This is a genomic window from Streptomyces sp. NPDC051677 (assembly GCF_044453465.1).
Taxonomy (GTDB): domain Bacteria; phylum Actinomycetota; class Actinomycetes; order Streptomycetales; family Streptomycetaceae; genus Streptomyces.
In genome coordinates, this window is the sequence record NZ_JBITCT010000051.1 from 42,666 (window position 1) to 62,852 (window position 20,187).

10 protein-coding genes are annotated in these 20,187 nt (G+C 72.5%); 7 read left to right on the top strand and 3 right to left on the bottom strand.

Going from position 1 to position 20,187, the window contains the following annotated elements:
- Positions 1-22: 22 nt before the first annotated feature.
- Together ACIBAF_RS40210 and ACIBAF_RS40215 are read left to right on the top strand one after the other, a co-directional pair.
- On the top strand, positions 23-370 hold the full coding sequence (locus tag ACIBAF_RS40210) for a VOC family protein (RefSeq protein WP_399470168.1): 348 nt from the start codon (positions 23-25) through the stop codon (positions 368-370).
- A 101-nt stretch (positions 371-471) separates the two neighbouring features.
- Positions 472-876: a MarR family winged helix-turn-helix transcriptional regulator gene (locus tag ACIBAF_RS40215; protein WP_399470170.1), complete on the top strand. Its 405-nt coding sequence runs from the start codon at positions 472-474 to the stop codon at positions 874-876.
- A 33-nt stretch (positions 877-909) separates the two neighbouring features.
- On the opposite strand, the gene ACIBAF_RS40220 is transcribed toward ACIBAF_RS40215, so the two are convergent.
- The 3 genes from ACIBAF_RS40220 to ACIBAF_RS40230 form a co-directional block, all read right to left on the bottom strand.
- Entirely contained in the window at positions 910-2,001 is a 1,092-nt protein-coding gene (locus ACIBAF_RS40220; protein WP_399470172.1) for a hypothetical protein, read from the bottom strand.
- Between the two features lie 96 nt (positions 2,002-2,097).
- Positions 2,098-2,496, bottom strand: coding sequence for an SseB family protein (locus ACIBAF_RS40225; protein WP_334582511.1), 399 nt, complete (start codon positions 2,494-2,496; stop codon positions 2,098-2,100).
- A 356-nt stretch (positions 2,497-2,852) separates the two neighbouring features.
- Positions 2,853-3,647, bottom strand: a complete 795-nt coding sequence (locus tag ACIBAF_RS40230) for an IclR family transcriptional regulator (protein WP_399470174.1) — start codon at positions 3,645-3,647, stop codon at positions 2,853-2,855.
- A 160-nt stretch (positions 3,648-3,807) separates the two neighbouring features.
- On the opposite strand from ACIBAF_RS40230, the gene ACIBAF_RS40235 reads away from it, so the two are divergent.
- From ACIBAF_RS40235 to ACIBAF_RS40255, 5 genes are all read left to right on the top strand, one after another.
- Complete coding sequence (locus ACIBAF_RS40235; RefSeq protein WP_399470176.1) at positions 3,808-4,698, top strand: AraC family transcriptional regulator; 891 nt, start codon at positions 3,808-3,810, stop codon at positions 4,696-4,698.
- 527 nt (positions 4,699-5,225) lie between these two features.
- Positions 5,226-5,492, top strand: a complete 267-nt coding sequence (locus tag ACIBAF_RS40240; protein ID WP_399470178.1) for an acyl carrier protein — start codon at positions 5,226-5,228, stop codon at positions 5,490-5,492.
- The gene (locus tag ACIBAF_RS40245) at positions 5,476-6,333 is read left to right on the top strand and encodes a thioesterase domain-containing protein (protein ID WP_399470180.1); all 858 of its coding nucleotides are present in this window, start codon (positions 5,476-5,478) and stop codon (positions 6,331-6,333) included. Before ACIBAF_RS40240 ends, ACIBAF_RS40245 begins: the two co-directional genes overlap by 17 nt.
- Before the next feature lie 83 nt (positions 6,334-6,416).
- The gene (locus ACIBAF_RS40250) at positions 6,417-12,731 is read left to right on the top strand and encodes an SDR family NAD(P)-dependent oxidoreductase (RefSeq protein WP_399470182.1); all 6,315 of its coding nucleotides are present in this window, start codon (positions 6,417-6,419) and stop codon (positions 12,729-12,731) included.
- A 106-nt stretch (positions 12,732-12,837) separates the two neighbouring features.
- Positions 12,838-20,169, top strand: a complete 7,332-nt coding sequence (locus ACIBAF_RS40255) for a beta-ketoacyl synthase N-terminal-like domain-containing protein (protein ID WP_399470184.1) — start codon at positions 12,838-12,840, stop codon at positions 20,167-20,169.
- Positions 20,170-20,187: the final 18 nt, after the last annotated feature.

The window sequence follows — 20,187 nt, forward strand, 5'->3', positions numbered from 1 at the left end:
GCATCTCACTCAGGAGGACGCCATGACTGCCGGACTGCAGACGATCATCTACCCCGTCAAGGACCTCGACCGGGCGAAGGCCCTCTTCAGCGCACTGCTGGAGGTCGAGCCGTACGCCGACGCGCCCTACTACGTCGGCTTCAAGGCCGCCGGGCAGGACGTCGGCCTCGACCCGAACGGACACGCCAAGGGAATGACCGGACCGGTCCCGTACTGGCACGTCACGGACCTGCGCGAGCGGCTCGCCGCGCTGGTGGCGGCGGGCGCGGAGCTGCTGCAGGACGCCCAGGACGTCGGCAACGGCCGGCTCATCGCCTTCGTGAAGGACGCGGACGGCAACCTCGTGGGGCTGCTCCAGGACCCGTCGTAAGACCTGTCGCAGGCCCCCTCATAGGCGCCTCGCGAAAAACTGCTTGCACCCGCACTAGTTGCACTGTAAAAGAATGCGCCAAACGGTGTTACCGTGCGGGTATGGCAGCGAAGACGGCCGGGGCGGGCCTTGAGGAACGATGGCGGGACATCCTGTCGGTGCACGCGCGCACCATGTGCGAGATCGACCGCGCGCTGCATCCGCACGGCCTCGGTGCGAGCGACTTCGAAGTGCTCGACATCCTCGCCTCCGAGGCGCCTCGCGAAGGCGACCAGTGCCGGGTGCAGAACCTCGTCGGCCGGGTGCATCTCAGCCAGAGCGCACTGTCCCGCCTGATCGGCCGACTGGAGAAGGAAGGCCTGGTGGAGCGTTCCGTCTGTGTGGAGGACCGGCGCGGGGTGTATGTCGCCCTCACCCGAAAGGGCCGCGACCTGCACACCGAGGTGCTGCCGCTGCAGCGGGCAGCGCTCGACCGCATGCTGGGCGCCGCCCCGGAACAGGGCTAGGCCGAGGCACCCCTAGACGTCTCCCCAGCACCCCTAAACGTTCTTTTCGCCCGGTCTTCGGTCTGCCGGGCGGCGCGGGGGGATCGGGGTCGTCGGGAAGTCCCGGGGGCCCGTCCACAGGGCGGGAACGGCGTCGCAGCGGCGGCACAGCTCGTAGGCGATCGCCTCGTAGTTGACCCGCCAGCCCTGGAAGTGCGGCCAGGCCTCCTCGGTGCCGCGTTCGGCGCTGAAGCCCGTCGTCTCCAGCATCGCCACCGCCGCCTCGAACTCTACGAAGGTGAGCCGGATCGGGGCGTTCGGGGAGGGGTCGGAGTCGAAGGGGAAGCGCAGGACGCGGGCGATGTCGCGCAGGGCCGTGAAGCCGGCGCGCAGGACCAGCCGGGCCTCCGGTGGGGCGCTGCGCGGTGACAGCGCGAGCTGTAGGGCCGCCGCGTCCATCACGGCGACCAGTGCGACCAGCCAGCTGCGGTACGGGCGCGGGGAGCGGAACGCCAGCAGCGCGGGGTAGGTGGAGTGGCTCTCCCCCATGTCGGCGGCGAGCCGCTCCCAGGACCGGTACAGCTCGGGCAGCGCGGTCTCGGTGTCGACGAGCCACTGCCGGGCCAGGATCTCCGGGCCCCAGGCGGGTTCCCCGGCCCGGGACTGCAGCAGGGTGACCTCGAGTTCGCGGCGGTTGTAGGCGGCGTAGAGGGTGGGCAGGTAGGCGATCTGCAGGGCGATGACGACCGGTCCGGTGGCCGCGGCGGCGAAGTCGAGCACCGACAGCCGCAGGCGGGCGCCGCTGGCGAAGCCGAGGGTCAGGAGGCTGGATCCGGCCTCACGGAAGGCGGTGGTCCAGGACAGCGGGGACAGGGCGTACAGCACCAGCCCGTAGCCGATCAGGGCGCCGCCGAGCCAGATCGTCAGCATGCCGACCAGCATCAGCGGGGCCAGCCAGGCCTGCAGCTTGTCGATGGTCTCGTAGCCGCGGCGCAGGGCCGCGACGTGCAGCACCCGGCGCAAGGTCCACCACAACCGGTAGACGACCACGGAGTACAGGCCGCGCGGCACGACGAGGGTGCGCAGGATGCTGCCGAGGACCAACGCGAGCACGAGTCCGCCGGCCAGACCGGAGAGCCAGATCATGCGGCCATTGTGGATCAAGCCGGCGGTACGCCCCGCACGCCGCCTCCGCCGCCAGGCCGTTCCGGGGCGGGCCGACGGCGGCGAGGTGGGGACGTGTCAGCGGGCGAGGAGGGTGCGCACCCCTTCCGAGGTGAGGGTCAGCGGGTGGTCGCCGGCCGCGTCTATGGCGAGGGACAGCTCACCGGTCGGCCACTGCGCGGCTAGCGCGCCGAGGGGCACCAGCCGGTAGCGGGCGACGTCCGGGAGCAGGTCCGCCATCTCGGGTTCGGAGGTGAACACCGGCACGACGGGCGCGCCGCCGGTCTGTTCCAGTACGGGCAGGGCGACCGTGGTCGGGTCGGTGACGTCCTCGTCGGTGGCGTCGTCGGGGACGGGCACCAGGACGTCGCAGTGCGCGAGCGTGTCCAGCGCCGCCGTGTCCTCGGTGTCACGGGCCAGCGCGTCCAGCGCCAGCGCGGCGGGGTTGTTCGTGCGGTCGTGCGCGGGTGTCTCCATGGCAGGCTCCCCTGGTAGCGGCGGTCCGACCTCGCGTACCCGAGCGGCGGGGGATCAATCCCCCTGGTGGGGGCCGAGGCGCCGGGTCGCAGAGGTGAACCGCCGGCGATCGAGTGCGCACGCGCGCGTTCTGGCGCACACGAGTGAGTCTTTCTGCCGCGGCAGGTCCGGTGACCCTGGAGCGGTCCGTCCGCCGGTGTGTCGGCTCAGGAGTCCGTCATCGTCGACCTGCCTGTCCGGGTGGGTGCGTGGCGGGAGCTTGTCCGTCACGCACCCACCAGGACAGGATCCCCGCGATCCACGGAGGGGGCAGCCGGGGACCACCTGGGGTGGACCCCGGCCCGCCCGGAATCGGCTCAGGCGCCGACCTCCGTGATGCGTAATCCCTCGCTGCGCACGCACCGTTGGATCATCGCGGCGGCGGCGCGCACGTGGGCCGCCACGCGCGTCGGCTGGATGAGGTCGACGGGGCCCGAGACCCCGACGGCGGCGACCACGGCGCCGCGGCTGTCGCGCACCGGGACCGCGAAGCCGCCCCGGCCCTCGACCAGGGTGCCGTGGAGGACGGCGTAGCCCTCCCGCCGGATCTTGGCGAGGCACTGTTTGAGCTGGGTGCCGTGGGTGATCGTGGCGCGGGTGAAGGCGCGCAGCGGAGCGGAGCACACCTCCTGCTGCATGGTGCCGCCCGCATGGGCGAGCAGGACCAGTCCGACCGCGGTGGCGTGCAAGGGCACCCGGCGGCCCGGATCTCCGTACACGGCGGTCGTCGATGCCGTCTCGTTGGAGACGAAGGACAGGCAGACGCTCTCCTTGCCGTCGCGGATGGCGATCGTCGCCGCCGCGGAGGTCTGCCCGTGCAGTGCGACGAGGTGCGGCTGTGCCGTCTCCGCCATCGTGGAGGCGCGGGGCGAGAGAACCGCCGTCTCCCAAAGACGCAGGCCGATGCTGTACCCGCCGTCGGCGCACCGTTCGAGGGCGCCCCAGCCGTGGAGCTTGTTGACGATGCGGTGAACGGTGGCGACGGGCAGCCCCGAGCGGCGGCTGAGGTCGCTGAGCGACAGGATCCGGTTGTCCCGGTCGAAGGCGCCGAGGATGCTGAGCGTCCGGTCCACGACTGAGCGCTCCGGAGTAGCGGAGTGGGGAGTGGTCATCCCGTTCAGAGTCCCTTCAACCTTCAGTTCTGGGGTGCGTGCTGACACGTGCGTGCACAGATACGTGCACACACATGCACCAGGAGTGATCTGGCATCGGGCGACCACCTCTATCATTGAACCCTCAAGTGGCCATTGAAAGGTCGATTCCGGAACGCTCATGGTCGATTTCGCATCGTTACCGATCCCCGTCGTCCCCTACAGACCTGTCTGCCGACCCGGTCTCGGTATCGCGGCGACGACTCTGGAAGAACTGCTCGCGTGCACCCCCCGCGGCTTCGTCGCCGCCCCGCACCAGCTCGAGTTCCACCAGATCATGCTGGTCAGGGAGGGCACGGGGACCTACACGGCGGACTCCACACGGTTCGACTGCCGAGCCGGAACGCTGGTGTGGACCCGGCCCAACCAGGTGATCCAACTCATCCCCGACGCGGGCATGACCGCCGACGTCATCATGTTCGAAAAGGCGTTCCCGCTGCGGATGGGCGCTCACATGGGGATGCTCGACGACGCGCTGCGACCCTCGCACTGGCAGCTCCAGGACGACGAACTCTGCGCGTTGCAACGGGTTCTGAGCCTCCTTCAGGAAGAGTTCGAGCGGCCCGACCAGGGCCTGGGCGTGGAGTTGCTGAAGCATCTGCTCGCCGTCGTGCTGCTCCACATCGACCAGATGTGCCGCCGGCGCCACGACGCCGGCATGGCGGTCAGCGGCGACAACGGCGACCTGTTCCTGCGCTTCCGCCGCGAGCTGGACCGCTCCTTCCGCTCCAGCCGGCTGGTCGAGGACTACGCCGCCGCCCTCAACTGCAGCACGCGCGCCCTGGCCCGGGCCTGCCGCGAGGTCGCCGGCACCTCCACCAAGGACCTCATCGACGCCCGCGTCGCACTGGAAGCGCGCCGCCTGCTCGTCCACTCCGACCTGCCGATCAGCGCCATCGCCCGACAGCTCGGATTTTCCGAAGTGACCAACTTCGGCAAGTTCTTCGCACGGCGCGTCCAGATGACGCCGGGCGCCTTCCGACGTGTGGCAAAGGTGGGAAACCAGGCGTAATGCGGCCGTGCCGACCGGCACTTCACCCGCGCTTCACCTATTCCCTTCACAAGTCCCCCACCGGGTCTACGCCCGTAAACCTTGATTTCTTTCCACTCTTCGGAAGAGTGCTTGTTCAAGATTCCGAAAACTGGCAAGACTTGGCCTGCGTGCTTCGGGCGGCCACTCCGAGGCACTCCCCCACACCTGCGGACTCGCAGGTCTGCACCATCGAGCACGACCGGACGATCGACGGCTTACTGACGAGTTTTAGTCGCCGCACCCCCACGGCGTTCACCAAGAAAGTTGCGCATAGCTCATATCCCCGAAATCCAGTCCGGTCCGGACTTTCGACCCCCACTTTCACGCCATGTGCCCGTCGCCCCGGTGAGAAATCCGGGCGGTCCCCCGGCGCGCACGCGTGCCGTGAGGCGCCGTCGGCGTGCCGTCCGCCGCCGCCCGCCGGACCCATCCCCCGTTTGCACCAGCATCCATGCGCCCTCCGGCAATCGCTCCGGAGGCGTGCCCGAAGGAAAGGACGTCGCATCATGCCCGCAGTCACCGCACCGGAAGCCGAGGGCTGGCTGATCGAGAAGATCGCCCACCGACTCGGCGTGGCGACCACCGAGGTCTCGCGCGAGGTCTACTTCGACGAGCTGGACCTCGACTCCACCGAAGCCCTCATCCTCGCGGGCGAGTTGGAGAACTGGCTCGGCTTCGAGCTGAGCACGACGACGCTGTGGTACCACCCGACGGTCAAGGATCTGGCAGCGTACCTGGCCGAGGAGAGCGCTCAGCGTGCGTCCGCCGCGTGAGACAGCGCCGCCGGTCGCCCGGTCGTTCCGGGCCGCCGCGCCCGGTCGGCGCACGGTGTACGTCGTCCACCCCGGCGCGCTGGCGGCCCAGGTGTACCGGGGCCTCGCGAACGCGCTCCCGGAGGGCGACGGGCTGACCGTGCTGGACCTGAGCGCGGTTGCCGAATACGCGGAAGCCGCGCTGACCGGGGGCCGGGCGGCGACCACCGTCGAGGCCCTCGCCGACCGGCTGCTCGTCGCCCTGCGGTCGACCGACGGACCGTACACCCTGGCGGGCTGGTCCTTCGGCGGCACTCTGGCCCTCTCCATGATCCATGCGATGCCCGCCGACCGACGCCCCGAACGCCTGGTACTGCTCGACAGCATCGCCCCGACCGACGAGTACAAGCAGCCCGACGACTCGCTGGAGCCCGACCTGCTCCTGGGCTGGTTCGCCATGTATCTGGGCGCGAAGCGGGGCCGTCCCGTCGACCTGCCGCCCGGCCGGCTCACCGGCTGCGGCGTCGACGACGGACTCCCCGTCGTCCTCGACACGGCGGTCGCCTCCGGGGCACTGCTCCCGGGCACCCCGCTGCCGGGCCTGCGCAAGCTCTACGACACCTACGTGGACGGGCTGCTGCGCAACAACCGTCTGGTGGCCCCGCACCGAGCCGCCCCCGCTCCGCTCCCCCTCGTGCTGGTCAAGGCCGAGCGGAGCCTGGTTCCGGACGACCCGCACCTCGGCTGGCAGCCGCTCGCCCCGCACGGCCTGACGCTGCACAGCTCGCCCGGCGACCACTACACGATGCTGGGCCGCGCCGACGCCTTCGACGTGATCGTCCCGCTTCTGCACACCGTCTGACTTCTCATCACGCGTGTCACCCCCAGGGCCCCGAACCGACCCGGGCTGTCCAAGCCCCGCCGTCCGACCAAGAGAGCCTCGCCGTGAACGCTTCGCACCCTTCTGACCTCGACCGCCGACTCGCGCGGGATCCCATCGCGATCGTCGGTCTGTCCGCGCTGTACCCCAAGTCCCGTGACCTGCACGAGTTCTGGGCGAACGTGGTCTCCGCCGCCGACTGCATCGAGGACGTCCCCGCGACGCACTGGGACGTGTCGGAGCACTACGACCCCGACCCCACCGCGCCCGACAAGACGTACTCCCGGCGCGGCGGCTTCATCCCCACCGTCGACTTCAACCCGCTGGAGTTCGGCCTGCCGCCGAACACCCTCGAAGTCACCGACGTCCTGCAGCTGTTGAGCCTGGTCGTGGCCCGCGACGTGCTCAAGGACGCGGGCTCCGACCAGGAGTGGTACGACGCCTCGCGCACCGGTGTGGTCCTCGGCGTGACCGGCGCCAACCAGCTCACCCAGCCGCTGTCGAACCGGCTCCAGACCCCCGTCCTCAAGGAGGTCGTCCGCTCCTGCGGGCTCTCGGAGCGGGACGCGGAGGAGATCGCGGAGAAGTTCAAACTGGCCTTCGCCCCCTGGGAGGAGAACTCCTTCCCCGGCATGCTGGGCAACGTCGTCGCCGGCCGGATCGCCAACCGCCTGGACCTGGGCGGCACCAACATGACCATCGACGCCGCCTGCGCGAGTTCGCTGGGCGCGGTGAAGAGCGCGATCAGCGACCTGCTGGAGCGGCGCTCGGACACGATGCTGGTGGGCGGCTGCGACGCCGAGAACACCATCTTCATGTACCTGTGCTTCAGCAAGACGCCCGCCTTCTCCAAGACCGGCGGCATCCGCCCGTTCGACGAGAACGCCGACGGCACCCTCATCGGCGAGGGCATCGGCATGCTGGCCCTGCGCCGGCTGTCGGACGCCGAGCGGGACGGCAACCGGATCTACGCCGTCATCCGCGGCATCGGCTCCTCCAGCGACGGCCGTTTCAAGTCCATCTACGCCCCGCGCAAGGAAGGCCAGATGGCCGCGCTGCGCCGCGCGTACGAGGACGCAGACGTCTCCCCGGACTCCATCGAGCTGTTCGAGGCGCACGGCACGGGGACGGCCGTCGGCGAGGCGACCGAGATGTCCGCGCTGAGCGCGGTGGTCTCGCAGGACGGCCAGGACCGGCAGTTCGCGGCGGTCGGCAGCGTGAAGTCGCAGATCGGCCACACCAAGGCAGCTGCCGGCGCGGCCGGAATGATCAAGCTGGCGCTCTCCCTGCACCACCGGCTCCTGCCGCCCACGATCAACGTGGAGCGGCCGAACCCGTCGGTCGACTGGGAGAACAGCCCGTTCTACGTCAGCGCCCGCACCCGCCCGTGGATCCGCGACCCGCGTCGGCCCCGACGCCGGGCAGCCGTCTCGGCGTTCGGGTTCGGCGGCACCAACTTCCATGTGGTGATGGAGGAGCACGGCGTCGGGGACGACCTGCAGGTGATGTTCCCTGTGAGCCGGGTATATGTATGGCATGCACCTGACATAAACGGTCTGATCGGGGAGCTCGACGAGGGCAAGGAGCCCACGTCCGCCCCCGCCCCGGCCGGCCACCCCAGGCTCGCGCTCGTCGCCCGCTCCGACGCCGAACTCTCCGAGCTGCGCGCCCTCGCCCTGGCCGAGCTGCGCACCCGGCCCTCGGCCGACTCCTGGTCGCATCCCAAGGGCGTCTACTTCCGCGCCTTTGACGCACCCCTCGGCAAGGTGGCCGCGCTCTTCGCCGGCCAGGGCAGCCAGTACGTCGAGCCCGGCCGGACGGCGGTGCTGGCGCTGCCTCCGCTGCGGGCGTCCTTCGACGAGGCCAACGCGGCCTTCGGGGAGCACGAACGCCCGCTGTCCCGGGTGGCGTTCCCGCCCCCCGCGTTCGACGAGATGACGCGCACCGCCCAGGAGAGCGAGCTGCGCCGCACCGAGTACGCCCAGCCCGCGATCGGCGCCCTGGCGGCCGGCCACTACCGGTATCTCACCGAACTCGGCTTCGACGCCGAGGGCTTCCTCGGGCACAGCTTCGGCGAACTGGCCGCGCTGTGGGCCGCCGGCGCCCTCGACGACGCCACCTACTTCGCGCTGGCCCGGGCCCGCGGCGCCGCGATGGCGCCGCCCGCCGACGCGCCCGCAGGCTTCGACGCCGGCGCCATGGCCGCCGTCACGGCCTCCGAGGAACGGGTCGCCGAACTGCTCGCCGCACACGGTGAGTTGACCGTCTGCAACCGCAACGCTCCGGACCAGATCGTGGTCGGGGGCGCGAGCGACGCGGTGGATCGGTTCGTGGAGGCGGCCGGAACGGCAGGCGTCCGCGCACTGCGGCTGCCGGTGTCGGCGGCCTTCCACACCCCGTTCGTCGCCCACGCCGTGGAGGCCTTCGGACGCCGGGTGGCCGAGGCGGAGATACGTGAGCCACGGCGACCGGTGTACGCCAACTCCCCCGGGGCCGCCTACGGTTCGGACGTCGAGGCCAACCGGCGCACGCTGGTCGAGCAGATCGGCAAGCCGGTCGAGTTCGCCGACCGGGTCGAGGAGATGTACGCGGCCGGATTCCGTACGTTCGTCGAGTTCGGCCCGAAGGGCGTACTCACCAAGCTGGTCCGGCGCATCCTCGGCGAGCGCGAGCACTTCGCGGTGCAGCTCGACCCGGGCAGCGGTGCGGACGCGGACCTGACGCTGAAGCGGGCGGTGGCCCAACTCGCCGTGCTGGGCCTGCCGTTGGCCACCGACGACCGCTACACCGCCGAGCCGATGAGCGCCGAGCCCGTCAAGGGGATGACCATCGCGCTCAACGGCATCAACCATGTCCCCGAGACGCGGAAGGCGGCGTACCGCGACGCGATCGAGAACGGTTACCGGGTGAGTCCGCCGCCGGGCGGCGCCGACGGGTCGCGACCGCTCGCGGGCGCTCTCTCGGCGCCCGCCGTCGCACCGTCCGCCCCGCAGTCCGCTGCCGTCCTGCGGCGGGCCGAGGCGCCGTCGCCCGCGCCGGTCGCCGCCGTGGCCCCGGGCGCCGTGGCCGGCGTCGTACAGACGGCGCCCGCAGCCGCCCTGCCCGTCCCCGTCGACGTCCTGGAGAGCGAGCCCGTGCACGCAGAACATCCCTCCCCCGCCCCGGCCTCCGCGGCCACCCCCGCCGACGACCGGCTCTCCGCGCTGATCGCCGATCACCTGGCCCTCCACGACGACTACCTGCAGGGACAGCTCGACAGCGCGCAGCGCATGATGGGGCTCCTCGAGCGGGCCGACGAGCAGGGCCGCGTCGACGCGGTGATCCCGGGCGTGTCCTCGGTCAAGGAACACGGGCTGGCGATCGGGCGCACACACGTCCGGGCCAACGAGATCCTGCGGGACCTGGCCGCCATGGAGTTGGGGAGCACGGCTCCGGCAGGCCCGGCGCCTGCCGCTCCGGCCGGTCCGGCCGCCCCGTCCGGGTCCGCGCCGGTGGAGCTGCCCTCGGCTCCCGTCGCTGCTCCCGCCGCCCTTGAGCCCGCCCCCGCCCCGGTGGTCCCGGCGTCGCCCGCCGCGCGTCCCGAGGCTGCGCCGGCCCCCGTCGCGGCGAACCCGCAGCCGTCGGCCCCGGCCGCTCCCGCACGGTCGCAGGCGCCGTCGGCCGACGGCCCGTCGGAGGACGACGTCGCGGCGGCGCTGGTCGACGTGGTGGCGCAGAAGACCGGCTACCCGGCGGAGATGCTCGAACTCGGCATGGACGTGGAGGCGGACTTGGGCATCGACTCCATCAAACGCGTCGAGATCATGGGCGTCCTCCAGGAACGCTTCCCCAGCCCCACCCCCGTCGGCCCCGAACAGCTCGCCGAACTGCGCACCCTGAACGACATCGTCGGCTTCGTCGCGGGACTCTCCGGCCCCGCCGCCGAGCCGCAGAGCGTGCCTGCGCCGCTCCGGGCGGCCGACGCGCCGCACGCCTTCGATGCGCCCTCGCCCGCCGGGATCGGCCGCGGACAGGCCTCTCTCGTGGAGCTCCCGGCGCCGGACCAGCTGGTCGACGCCTATCCGCACGGCGCGGCCGCGCTCGTCGTCGACGACGGCAGTGACGTGGCGCGGGCCTCGGCTGCTCGGCTCGTCGAGAGCGGGTGGCAGGTGCGTGTGCTGCGGCTGCCGGGCGTGCCGCAGCGCGTCAGCGGGGCCGCGGACGTGGCCCTCGGCGGCTGGGGCACCACCGAACTCTCCTCCGGCATCGAGCAGTTGGGCAAGGACAAGGTCCATCTCGTGCTCGGCTTCGGGGCCGCGGAAGGCCTCACCTGGGCCGAGGGCGTGCGCCGGCTGGCCCACACCCTGCTGATCGCCCGCCACCTGGTCGGACCGCTCAGCGAGGCGGCGGCGAGCGGCCGGCGCGCCGCGTTCGTCACCGTGACCCGGCTCGACGGCTCCTTCGGACTCGACGGGGTCGCCGAGGACGCGGTGCCCGCCGGCGGCGTCGGCGGACTGGTGAAGACCCTCGCGGTCGAGGCGCCGGAGCTCTTCTGCCGGGCCCTGGACCTGTCCTGCTCGCTCAGCGCCGCCGAGGCCGCCGAACTGGTCCTGGAGGAGGCGTACGACGCGGCGGCCGCGCCGGTCCAGGTGGGCCGGGACGGCGTCCGCCGGGTCACGCTCACCCTGGGCGAGGCGACGCACCCCGCGACGGAGACCGCCGCGGCGGAGCTCACCGAGCAGGATCTGCTGGTGGTCACCGGCGGCGGACGCGGCATCACCGCCGTCTGCGTGGCCGAGCTGGCCCGGCGTCACCGGCCCGGCCTGCTGCTGCTGGGCCGTACGCCGCTCGACGACGAACCGGCCTGGGCCGCCGGCGTTGCCGAGGCCGGTCTCAAGGCCGCCGCGGCGGGCGAGTTGCACAAGCGTGGGGAGAAGCCCACTCCGAAGCGGGTCGAGCAGCTCTACCGGGCGGTGACCGGCGCCCGGGAGATCCGCGCCACGCTGGCGGAGCTCCGCACGGCCGGCAGCCAGGCCGAGTACCTGGCGGTGGACATCACCGATCCCGCCGCCACCGCCGCCGCGCTCGCCCCCTACCGGGAGCGGGTCACCGGTCTGGTGCACGGCGCCGGGGTCCTCGCGGACCAGTTGATCGGCAACAAGAAGGCGTCCGAGATCGAGCGGGTCTTCGCGCCCAAGCTGGACGGTCTGCACGCGGTCACAGCCGCACTGCCCGCCGAGGCCCTGCGGCACGTGGTGCTCTTCTCCTCGGTGGCCGGCTTCTTCGGCAACCGCGGCCAGTCGGACTACGCGATGGCCAACGAGGTGCTCAACGCCTGGGCCGCGTCCTTCAAGCGGCGCCACCCGGCGGCCCGGGTCACCTCGCTCAACTGGGGCGCGTGGGACAGCGGGATGGTCTCGCCCGAGGTGAAGGCCGTCTTCGCCGAGCGCGGGCTGGTCCTGATCCCGTCGGACACCGGCGCCCGGATGTTCGTCGAGCAGTTCGCGGCCGAGCGCTCGCACGACCTGGTGACCGTGCTCGGCCCCACCACACCGCTGTCCGAGCGCGAGACGGCGCTGCCGACAGCCCCCGTCACGGTGGAGCGGCCGCTGGCCGGTCTGGAGCACGACGCCATGGTCGCCGACCATGTGATCGGCGGGGTTCCGGTGCTGCCGGCGGCGATCCCGCTCGGCTGGGCGCTCGCCGCGGTGGAGCGCACGTTCGGCACGACGGCCGCCGTGGTGCGGGACTTCACCGTCTACAAGGGCGTCGTGTTCGACGCCGGCCGCCCGGAGCGGTGGCAGCTGACCATGACGCCGGCCGGGGACGCCGTACGGATCGACATCCGCGGCATCGAACAGGACGGCGCCGTACGGCCCCGCTACGGCGCGGTGGTCGTGCCCGGCGCGGCGCCCGGAACGACCGTGGTCACCGGGCTGCCCGGGCTGGGCGGCGGCCAGGACGCCTCGGACTTCTACCGCAACGGCGCCCTGTTCCACGGGCCCGCGCTGCAGGGCGTGCGCCGGGTGCTGACCGAGGAGCGGTCCCGGCTGGTCCTGGAGTGCGCCCTGCCCGAACTCCACCCGGCGGCAGGCGCCTTCGACAGTTCCCGGTACGCCCCCGGCACCGCCGACCTGCTGCTGCAGGCCGGTCTGGTGTGGAGCAGCCTCTTCCATGACGCGGCCGGGCTGCCGCTGTCGGTGGAGGGCGCCGTGCTGCACCGGCGGCTGCCCGACGCCCAGCCCTTCCTGATCGTGGTGGAGCCCGTCTCCCCCGACCGGGAGACGACGGCCTCCTTCACCATCACCGCCTGCACTCCCGACGGGCAGGTCCTGGCCCGTCTCGACGGGGTCTCGGTGGTCTCCGCTCCCCAGCTCGCGGCCAAGTTCGTCAACGACTGACCGTCCAGGAGCGACAGACGCAGGCGATCGCCGGTCCGCACGGCTCTGCCAGCCGCACCCCCGAGCCGTCCGGACCGGCGGCCCCTCAGAAGGGATCCCAGCTCTCATGAACACCTACGCCATCGTCGGCCTCTCCTGCCTGTTCCCGGGCGCCGCCTCGCCCGCGGGATTCTGGCGGAACCTCCGTGCCGGGGTGGACAGCCGCCGGGAAGGAGGCGAGGAGATCTTCGGCGCGGCGCCGAACGCCCGCGACGCCGACCCGGACCACCCCATCTACTGCCACCAGGGCGGCTTCATCGACGACTTCGCCTTCGATCCGGCCGGCTATCTCATCGCCCCCGACCGGCTGGCCCGGCTCGACCGGCTCTTCCACTGGTCGCTCCATGTGGCCCGGGAGGCGCTGCGCGACTCCGGTCACGACGACCGGCCCGAGGTGCTGGCCAGGACCGGCCTGATCCTCGGCAACTACTCCCTGCCCACCCCCGTCTCGGCCGAGGGGAGCGTGCCGCTGTTCCAGGAAGCGGTGCTGGCGGGTCTGCGCCAGACGGGGCTGCCCGCGCTCGACGGGCTGGCGGGCCCCGAGGCGCTCGTCGACCGCAGTGCCCTGCTTCCGGAGAACGCCCGCGTCAGCGGCTCTCCCGCCGGGGTGGCGGCCGCCGCACTCGGTCTCGGCGGCCCCCGGTACGCCCTCGACGCCGCCTGTGCCTCCGCCCTGTACGCGCTGAAGCTGGCCTGCCATCACCTGGACACCGGGCGCGTCGACCTGGTGCTCGCGGGCGGTGTCTGCGCCCCCGACCCGCGCCTGCTGCACGTGTCCTTCTCGGACCTGCACGCCTACCCGGAGGACGGGTTCAGTCAGCCCTTCGACACCCGTTCCGGCGGCATCGTCACCAGTCAGGGCGCCGGCATGCTCGCGGTGAAGCGGCTGGCGGACGCGGTGCGCGACGGCGACCGGATCCACGCCGTGGTGGACGGCGTCGGCCTGTCCAACGACGGCAGCGGACGTCATCTGCTCGTCCCGCAGGCGGCCGGCCAGCTCCAGGCCTACGAACTCGCCTACGCGGAGGCCGGGTTCGACCCGGCCGAGATCGACTACGTGGAGTGCCACGCCACCGGAACCCCGATCGGCGACAGCACCGAGGCCGAGTCCGTGAGCGCCTTCTTCGGCGGCCGGGGGCGGGTGCCCCTGATCGGCTCGGTCAAGGGCAACATCGGGCATCTGCTCACCGCCGCAGGGCTCGCGGGCCTGCTCAAGGTCGTGCTCGCCATGGGCGAGGGCCACATCCCGCCCACCATCGGCGTCGAGCGGCCGGTCAGCTCCAAGGACGGCCGGGTCGGGGCCGACGTCCTGGTGCGGACCGGGCAGGAGTGGCCGCAGGGGGTCGGGCCGCGCCGGGCCGGGGTGTCCGCCTTCGGCTTCGGCGGCGCCAACGCGCACGCCGTGCTCTCCGCGCCCGCCGAACCGCCGGAGGCGACGGACGGTCCGCCGGTGACCGCCCCCGACCTCGACATCGTCGGGCTCGGCGCCCACTTCGGCTCCTTCGAGTCGCTGGCGGCCTTCGAGAGTTCCGTCCACGACGGCGCCGACGCCTTCCGCGACCTGCCCGAGCGGCGCTGGCGCGGCCTGGAGCAGACCCCCGGCGGATCCCTGGACCGGGCGGGTACGGGACCGGACCCGCTGCCGGTCGGCGGCTTCGTGGACGGCGTCGGCATCGACCCGCTGGACCTCCGGATCCCCCCGGCCGACCTGCGGATGTACAACCTCCAGCAGGCCCTCGTGGTGAAGGTGGCCGACGAGGCGCTGCGCGACGCGGGGTTCAGCCGGGCGCCCGCCGAGGGGCAGTCGGCGCCGCCGCCGCGGCGGATCGCCGTCGTGGTGAACATGGAGATCGAGCCCTACACCCACGCCAGGATCGCCCGCTACGGCCTGGGCGACTTCCTGCGCCGTGAGTTCGAGCGGGCCGGCCTCGACCTGACCGAGGAGCAGCGGGCGGCGCTGGCCGCGCTGTCCCGGGAGGCGGTGGCCGACACCGTGAGCACCAACGAGGTGCTCAGCTTCATCGGCAACGTGATGGCCAGCAAGATCTCCTCGCTGTGGAATCTGACCGGCCCGTCCTTCACCGTCTCCGCGCATGCCGCGGGCACGGTCGAGGCGCTGGAGATCGCCCGGCTGCTGCTGCTCGACCCCGGCATCGAGGCCGTCCTGGTCGGCGCGGTCGACCTGGCGGGCTCCGCCGAGCAGTCCCTGCTGCGTCCCGGGGCGGTCGCCGAGGCCGGGCTGTCCTTCGGCGAGGGCGGCCCGGGGCGGCGGATCGGCGACGGCGCGGGCGCCGTGGTGGTCACCCGCCCCGGCGCCGACGGCCGGGTCTACGCCCGGCTCGACGGCCTGGCCCTGCGCCACGCCGTGCCCGTCGACGGCGCCGTGCCGGAGGCCGCCGTAGGGCCGATGGCCGAGGCCGCCGAGGCCGCCCTCGCGGAGGCCGGAGTGACCGCGGCCGACATCGGCTACCTGGAGGCCCACGCGGGCGGATCCGCCGACCAGGACCGGGCCGAACTCGACGCCCTGGCCCGCGTCTACCCGGCCGGTGCCGGCAGTACGGCCCTGGGGAGCGCCAAAGCGCAGCTCGGCGACACCGGCTGCGCGGCCGCCATGGCCGGTCTGATCCGCACGGTGCTCTGCCTGCACCACGGCTATCTGCCCGGCGTCCCCGGCTGGAGCCGCCCCGCGGCGGAGCTCACCGACTCCTTCGCCGCGTCGGCGCTCTATGTGCCGGAGTACTCCCGGCCGTGGCTGCGGGCGCGCGGCGCGGACCGCCGGTACGCGGCGGTCGACGTCATCGGCGCCGACGGCGCCCACGGTCATCTGGTGCTGTCCGCCGACGCCACCAGGGGCCGCACGGTGACGGCGGACTGGCGGCGGGCCGGCGGTCCGGTTCTGCTGCCGTTGTCCGCCGGCACGGTGGACGGGCTGCTGGACTCGGTCGAGCGGCACCGGAAACTGCTGGCCGAGGGCGCCGACCCCGGTGCGCTGGCCCGGACGGCCGCCGCCGCGCTGCCGGGCGGGGCGCTGCGCGCCGTGCTCGTCGGCGCAGACGGGACGGAGCTCGCCCACCAGGTGGAGCTGGCGGCCCGCGGTCTGCCCGCCGCGCTCGCGCGCGGCGAGGAGTGGGCCACGCCGGCCGGATCGTTCTCCACGGGTCGCCCGATCGGCCCGCAGGGAAAGGTGGCGCTGGTCTATCCGGGCGCCTTCAACTCCTACCCGGGCCTCGGGCGGGACTTCTTCCGCGCCTTCCCCGGGCTGCTGGACCGGTTCGAGGCCCGCACCGACGAACCGGCCCGGCTGCTGCGCGAGCGTCTGCTGTACCCGCGGACGCAGACCGCTTCCGGACGGCGCGAACTGATGGAGCACGAGTCGGCGCTCGGCGACGACATCCCGTTCATGCTCGCCACCGGCACCAGCTTCGCCATCCTCTACACCGAGCTCGTCCGTGAGGTCCTCGGCGTCCCCGTCCAGGGCGGGTTCGGCTACAGCCTGGGCGAGTCCAGCATGCTGTTCGCCACTGGCGGCTGGCTGTCGGAGGGTCGCCGCGACGACCTGATCAGCGACACGCCGATCTTCCGCGACCGCCTGTGCGGAGCGCGCCGCACGGTCCGTGAGCTGTGGGGACTGCCGGAGGACACCCCGGACCAGGAGGTGTGGGGCAGCCATGTGCTGCTGACCGACGCGGAGACGGTGCGCGAGGCGCTCACCCGGTACGACCGGGTGTTCCTCACGCATGTCAACACGCCCGGCGAACTGGTGATCGCGGGCGATCCCGCCCAATGCCGCGCCCTCATCAAGGACGTGGGCTGCCCGGCGGCCCGCTCCCCCGTCAACGCCGTGATGCACGCCCCCGTCGTGGACGCCGAACTCGACGGTCTGGCCGGCCTGAACGACTACCCGACCGGCTCCCTGGGCGATCTGGAGCTGTTCAGCGCCTACGACTACCTGGCGCTGCCCGGGCTGGACCGCGAGCGGATCTCCCGGCGGATCGCGCACACCCTGCGGTCCACCATCGACTTCCCCCGTCTGGTGCGCACCGCCTACGACGCCGGTTACCGCTACTTCATCGAGGTCGGTCCCAGCGCGACCTGCTCACGCTGGGTGCGGGACACGCTGGGCGACGCGGCGCACGTGGCCGTGCCCGTGGACCGGCGGGGCAGCTCCGCCGCCAGGTCGGCGGCCCAGCTGGCGGCCCGGCTGGTCGGTCACGGTCTGCCCGTCGACCTGGCCGCGCTGCTCGGCCCGGAGCCGGCCGCGGCGCCGGCCCGCCGGCAGGTCCGGGTGGGCGGGGGCGAGCCGATCCCGGCGCGGGTCGCCCGGGGGGCCGGGGAACTCACCTCGCTCGCCGCGCGGTCCGCCGCACCGGTCCCCGCCGCACGGTCCGCCGCATCAGCTGCATCCGCCGCGTCCACGACGGCAGCCGCCTCGTCCCTGCCCGTCCTGCCCGAAGCCCCGGCCGGACCTCCCCTACCGCCCGTCTCCCCTGTTCCTGTTCCTGTTCCTGTTTCGTTGGAGGAGCCAGCGCCCATGCCCGCTGACCCGACGCTCGCCGACCCCGAGACCCTCACCTTCGACGGTGACCCGATCGCGTTCCTGCCCTGGGCGCCGCAGGAGCCCGCCACGCCGGCCGACCGCCCCTCGGCCCCGTCCCGCCCGGCGCCCCGGCCTCAGCCGGCCGCGGCCCCCGGCACGACGACGACCGCGGACGTCATCCGTGAGCTGCGCGAGCAGATCGTCACCACCCACTCGGTGGTCATGGAGACCCAACGTGTCCTCCAGCAGGCCACCCTCAGCCGCGCCGAGGCCCTGCTCGACGCGGGACCGGCCCCGACGGCCCAAGCGGCCCCGACCGCCTCGCCCGTACGACGTCCGGACGCCGCCCGGCCCGCCCCGGCCGCCCTTCCGCCCATGCCCGCCGCCGCGCCCAGGGCCCTCGCGCCGGCACCCCAGCCCCCCGCGTCCGCGGTCAGGACCGGCGACGAGATCTGGAACGAGGCCGACCTCCTGGAGTTCGCGACCGGCTCCATCGCCAAGGTCTTCGGCGAGGAGTTCGCGCCCATCGACGGCTACGGCAAACGCGTCCGTCTCCCTGCGCCCCCGTACCACTTCGTCACCCGGGTCACGGCGCTCAAGGGCGAGACCGGTGTCTTCGAGCCCGCGACGATCACCACCGAGTACGACGTGCCGAAGGACGCCTGGTACGCGGTGGACGGCGGCGTCCCGCCCGCGGTGACCGTCGAGGCCGGACAGTGCGACCTGCTCCTGGTCAGCTACCTCGGCATCGACTTCAAGAACCGCGGCGACCGCGTCTACCGACTGCTCGACAGCTCCCTGATCTTCCACGGCGACCTGCCCCGCACCGGACAGACCCTCCGCTACGACATCTCCATCGACCGCTTCGTCCACAACGGCGACACCACGCTCTTCTTCTTCAGTTACCTCTGCTACGCCGACGGCGAGCTGATCCTCGAACTCAAGGACGCCTGCGCCGGCTTCTTCAGCGAGGCGGAGCTGGCCACGCCGCTGGGCGTCGTGATGACGGCGAAGGAGAAGGCCGAACGCGCCGCGCTCACACCGACGTCGTTCAAGCCGCTCGCCTACACCGACCGCGACCACCTCACCCGGGCCGACCTGGAACTGCTCGCGCAGGGCCGCCCCGGCGACGTCTTCGGTCCGCACCACGCCCAGGACCCGGGCGTCAACCCGTCACTGCGCCTCCCGCACGAGATGCTGCGCATGATCGACGAGGTCACCGTCGACCGCACCGGCGGACCGCGCGGCATCGGAAAGATCAGCGCGACCAAGCAACTGCAGCCGGACGCCTGGTACTTCACCTGCCACTTCCCCGACGACCCGGTCCTCGCCGGGTCCCTGGTCGCCGAGGGAGCGGTCCAGCTGCTCCAGATCTACCTGCTGCACCAGGGCATGCACCTCACCCTGCCCGACGCCCGGTTCCAGACCGTGACCGACCGGCGGATCGACGTCCAGGTGCGCGGTCAGATCACCCCGCGCGACCGGGAGATCCGCTACGAGATCGAGGTCATGGAGCTGACCCTGCTGCCCCGGCCCACCGTGGTCGCCGACGTCCTCATCTACCTGGGCGACAAGCCGGTCGTCCGGATGAAGAACCTGGGACTGAAGATCCAGGAGAAGGAGGGCACGCCGTACCGCCCGGAGACCGGCGGGGTGCCGCGGTTCCTCGGCCGCCGCAACCGCGACGGCGAGCCGGCGATGATCAACGAGCTGCATCTGGCGCACGCGGCCAAGGGACAGCTGGACATGGCGATGGGCCCCGAGTTCGAGGTCTACCGCACGCGCCGGGCGCCCTACATCCCCAACGGGGACTTCCAGTTCGTCGACCGCGTCATGTCCCTCACCGGCACGCGTGGCGATCTGCGCCCCGGAGCGGAGATGGTGACCGAGTACGACTCGCCGGCCGACGCCTGGTACTACCGCCACAACTCCCACCCGCACATGCCCAACTGCGTGTACATGGAGTCGTCGCTCCAGGCGGCCATCTTCCTCGGCTACTACCTCGGGGCCACCCTCAAGCAGCCGCAGGAGGAGTACGCCATCCGCAACCTCGACGGCCGCGCCACCCTCGTCAAGGACGTGGACCTGCGGGGCAAGACCATCCGCCACCACTCCCGGCTGCTGATGACGAGCGCGGTCTCCGGGGCCGTCCTGCAGAACTTCTCCTACGAACTGTCCGCCGACGGCGAGGTCTTCTACACCGGCGAGTCGCTCTTCGGCTACTTCAGCGACGACGCCCTGGCCAACCAGGTGGGCCTGGACAGCGGCACGTACGTCGCGCCGTGGCTCGAACAGGAGCGGGAGCAGGGCCGGTTGACCGACGACTCGGTGCGCCGGATCGAACTGCCCTCGGACGCCCCGGTGTTCACCGATCCCGCGCTCGGCCTGCTGCGGCTGCCCGGCGGCCACTTCCAGCTCGTGGACCGGGTCGACCTGGTCGAGGACGGGGGCCGGCACGGGGCCGGCTATCTGACCGGCTACCGGGAGATCCGCCCCGACGAGTGGTACTTCGACTGCCACTTCCACCGTGACCCGGTGATGCCCGGCTCGCTCGGCGTCGAGGCCGTCCTGCAGGCGATGCGGCTGTTCGTGCTGGAGCGCGCTCTCGCCGAGGGCGTCGAGCGGCCGCGCTTCGCCATGGCGACCGACGTGGAGATGAAGTGGAAGTACCGGGGTCAGATCCTGCGGGACGACCGGGAGCTCCGGTTCGACGTGCACGTCAAGGAGGTCCGCCGGGAGGCGGACCGGGTGCTGCTGATCGCCGACGCCGACCTGTGGAAGCCCGGACTGCGGATCTACGAACTCACCGATGTGGCGATCGAGGTGCGCTCCTGCGCCGACGACTCCGCCGCCGAGGCCTGACCGGACGCCCGTCCAGCA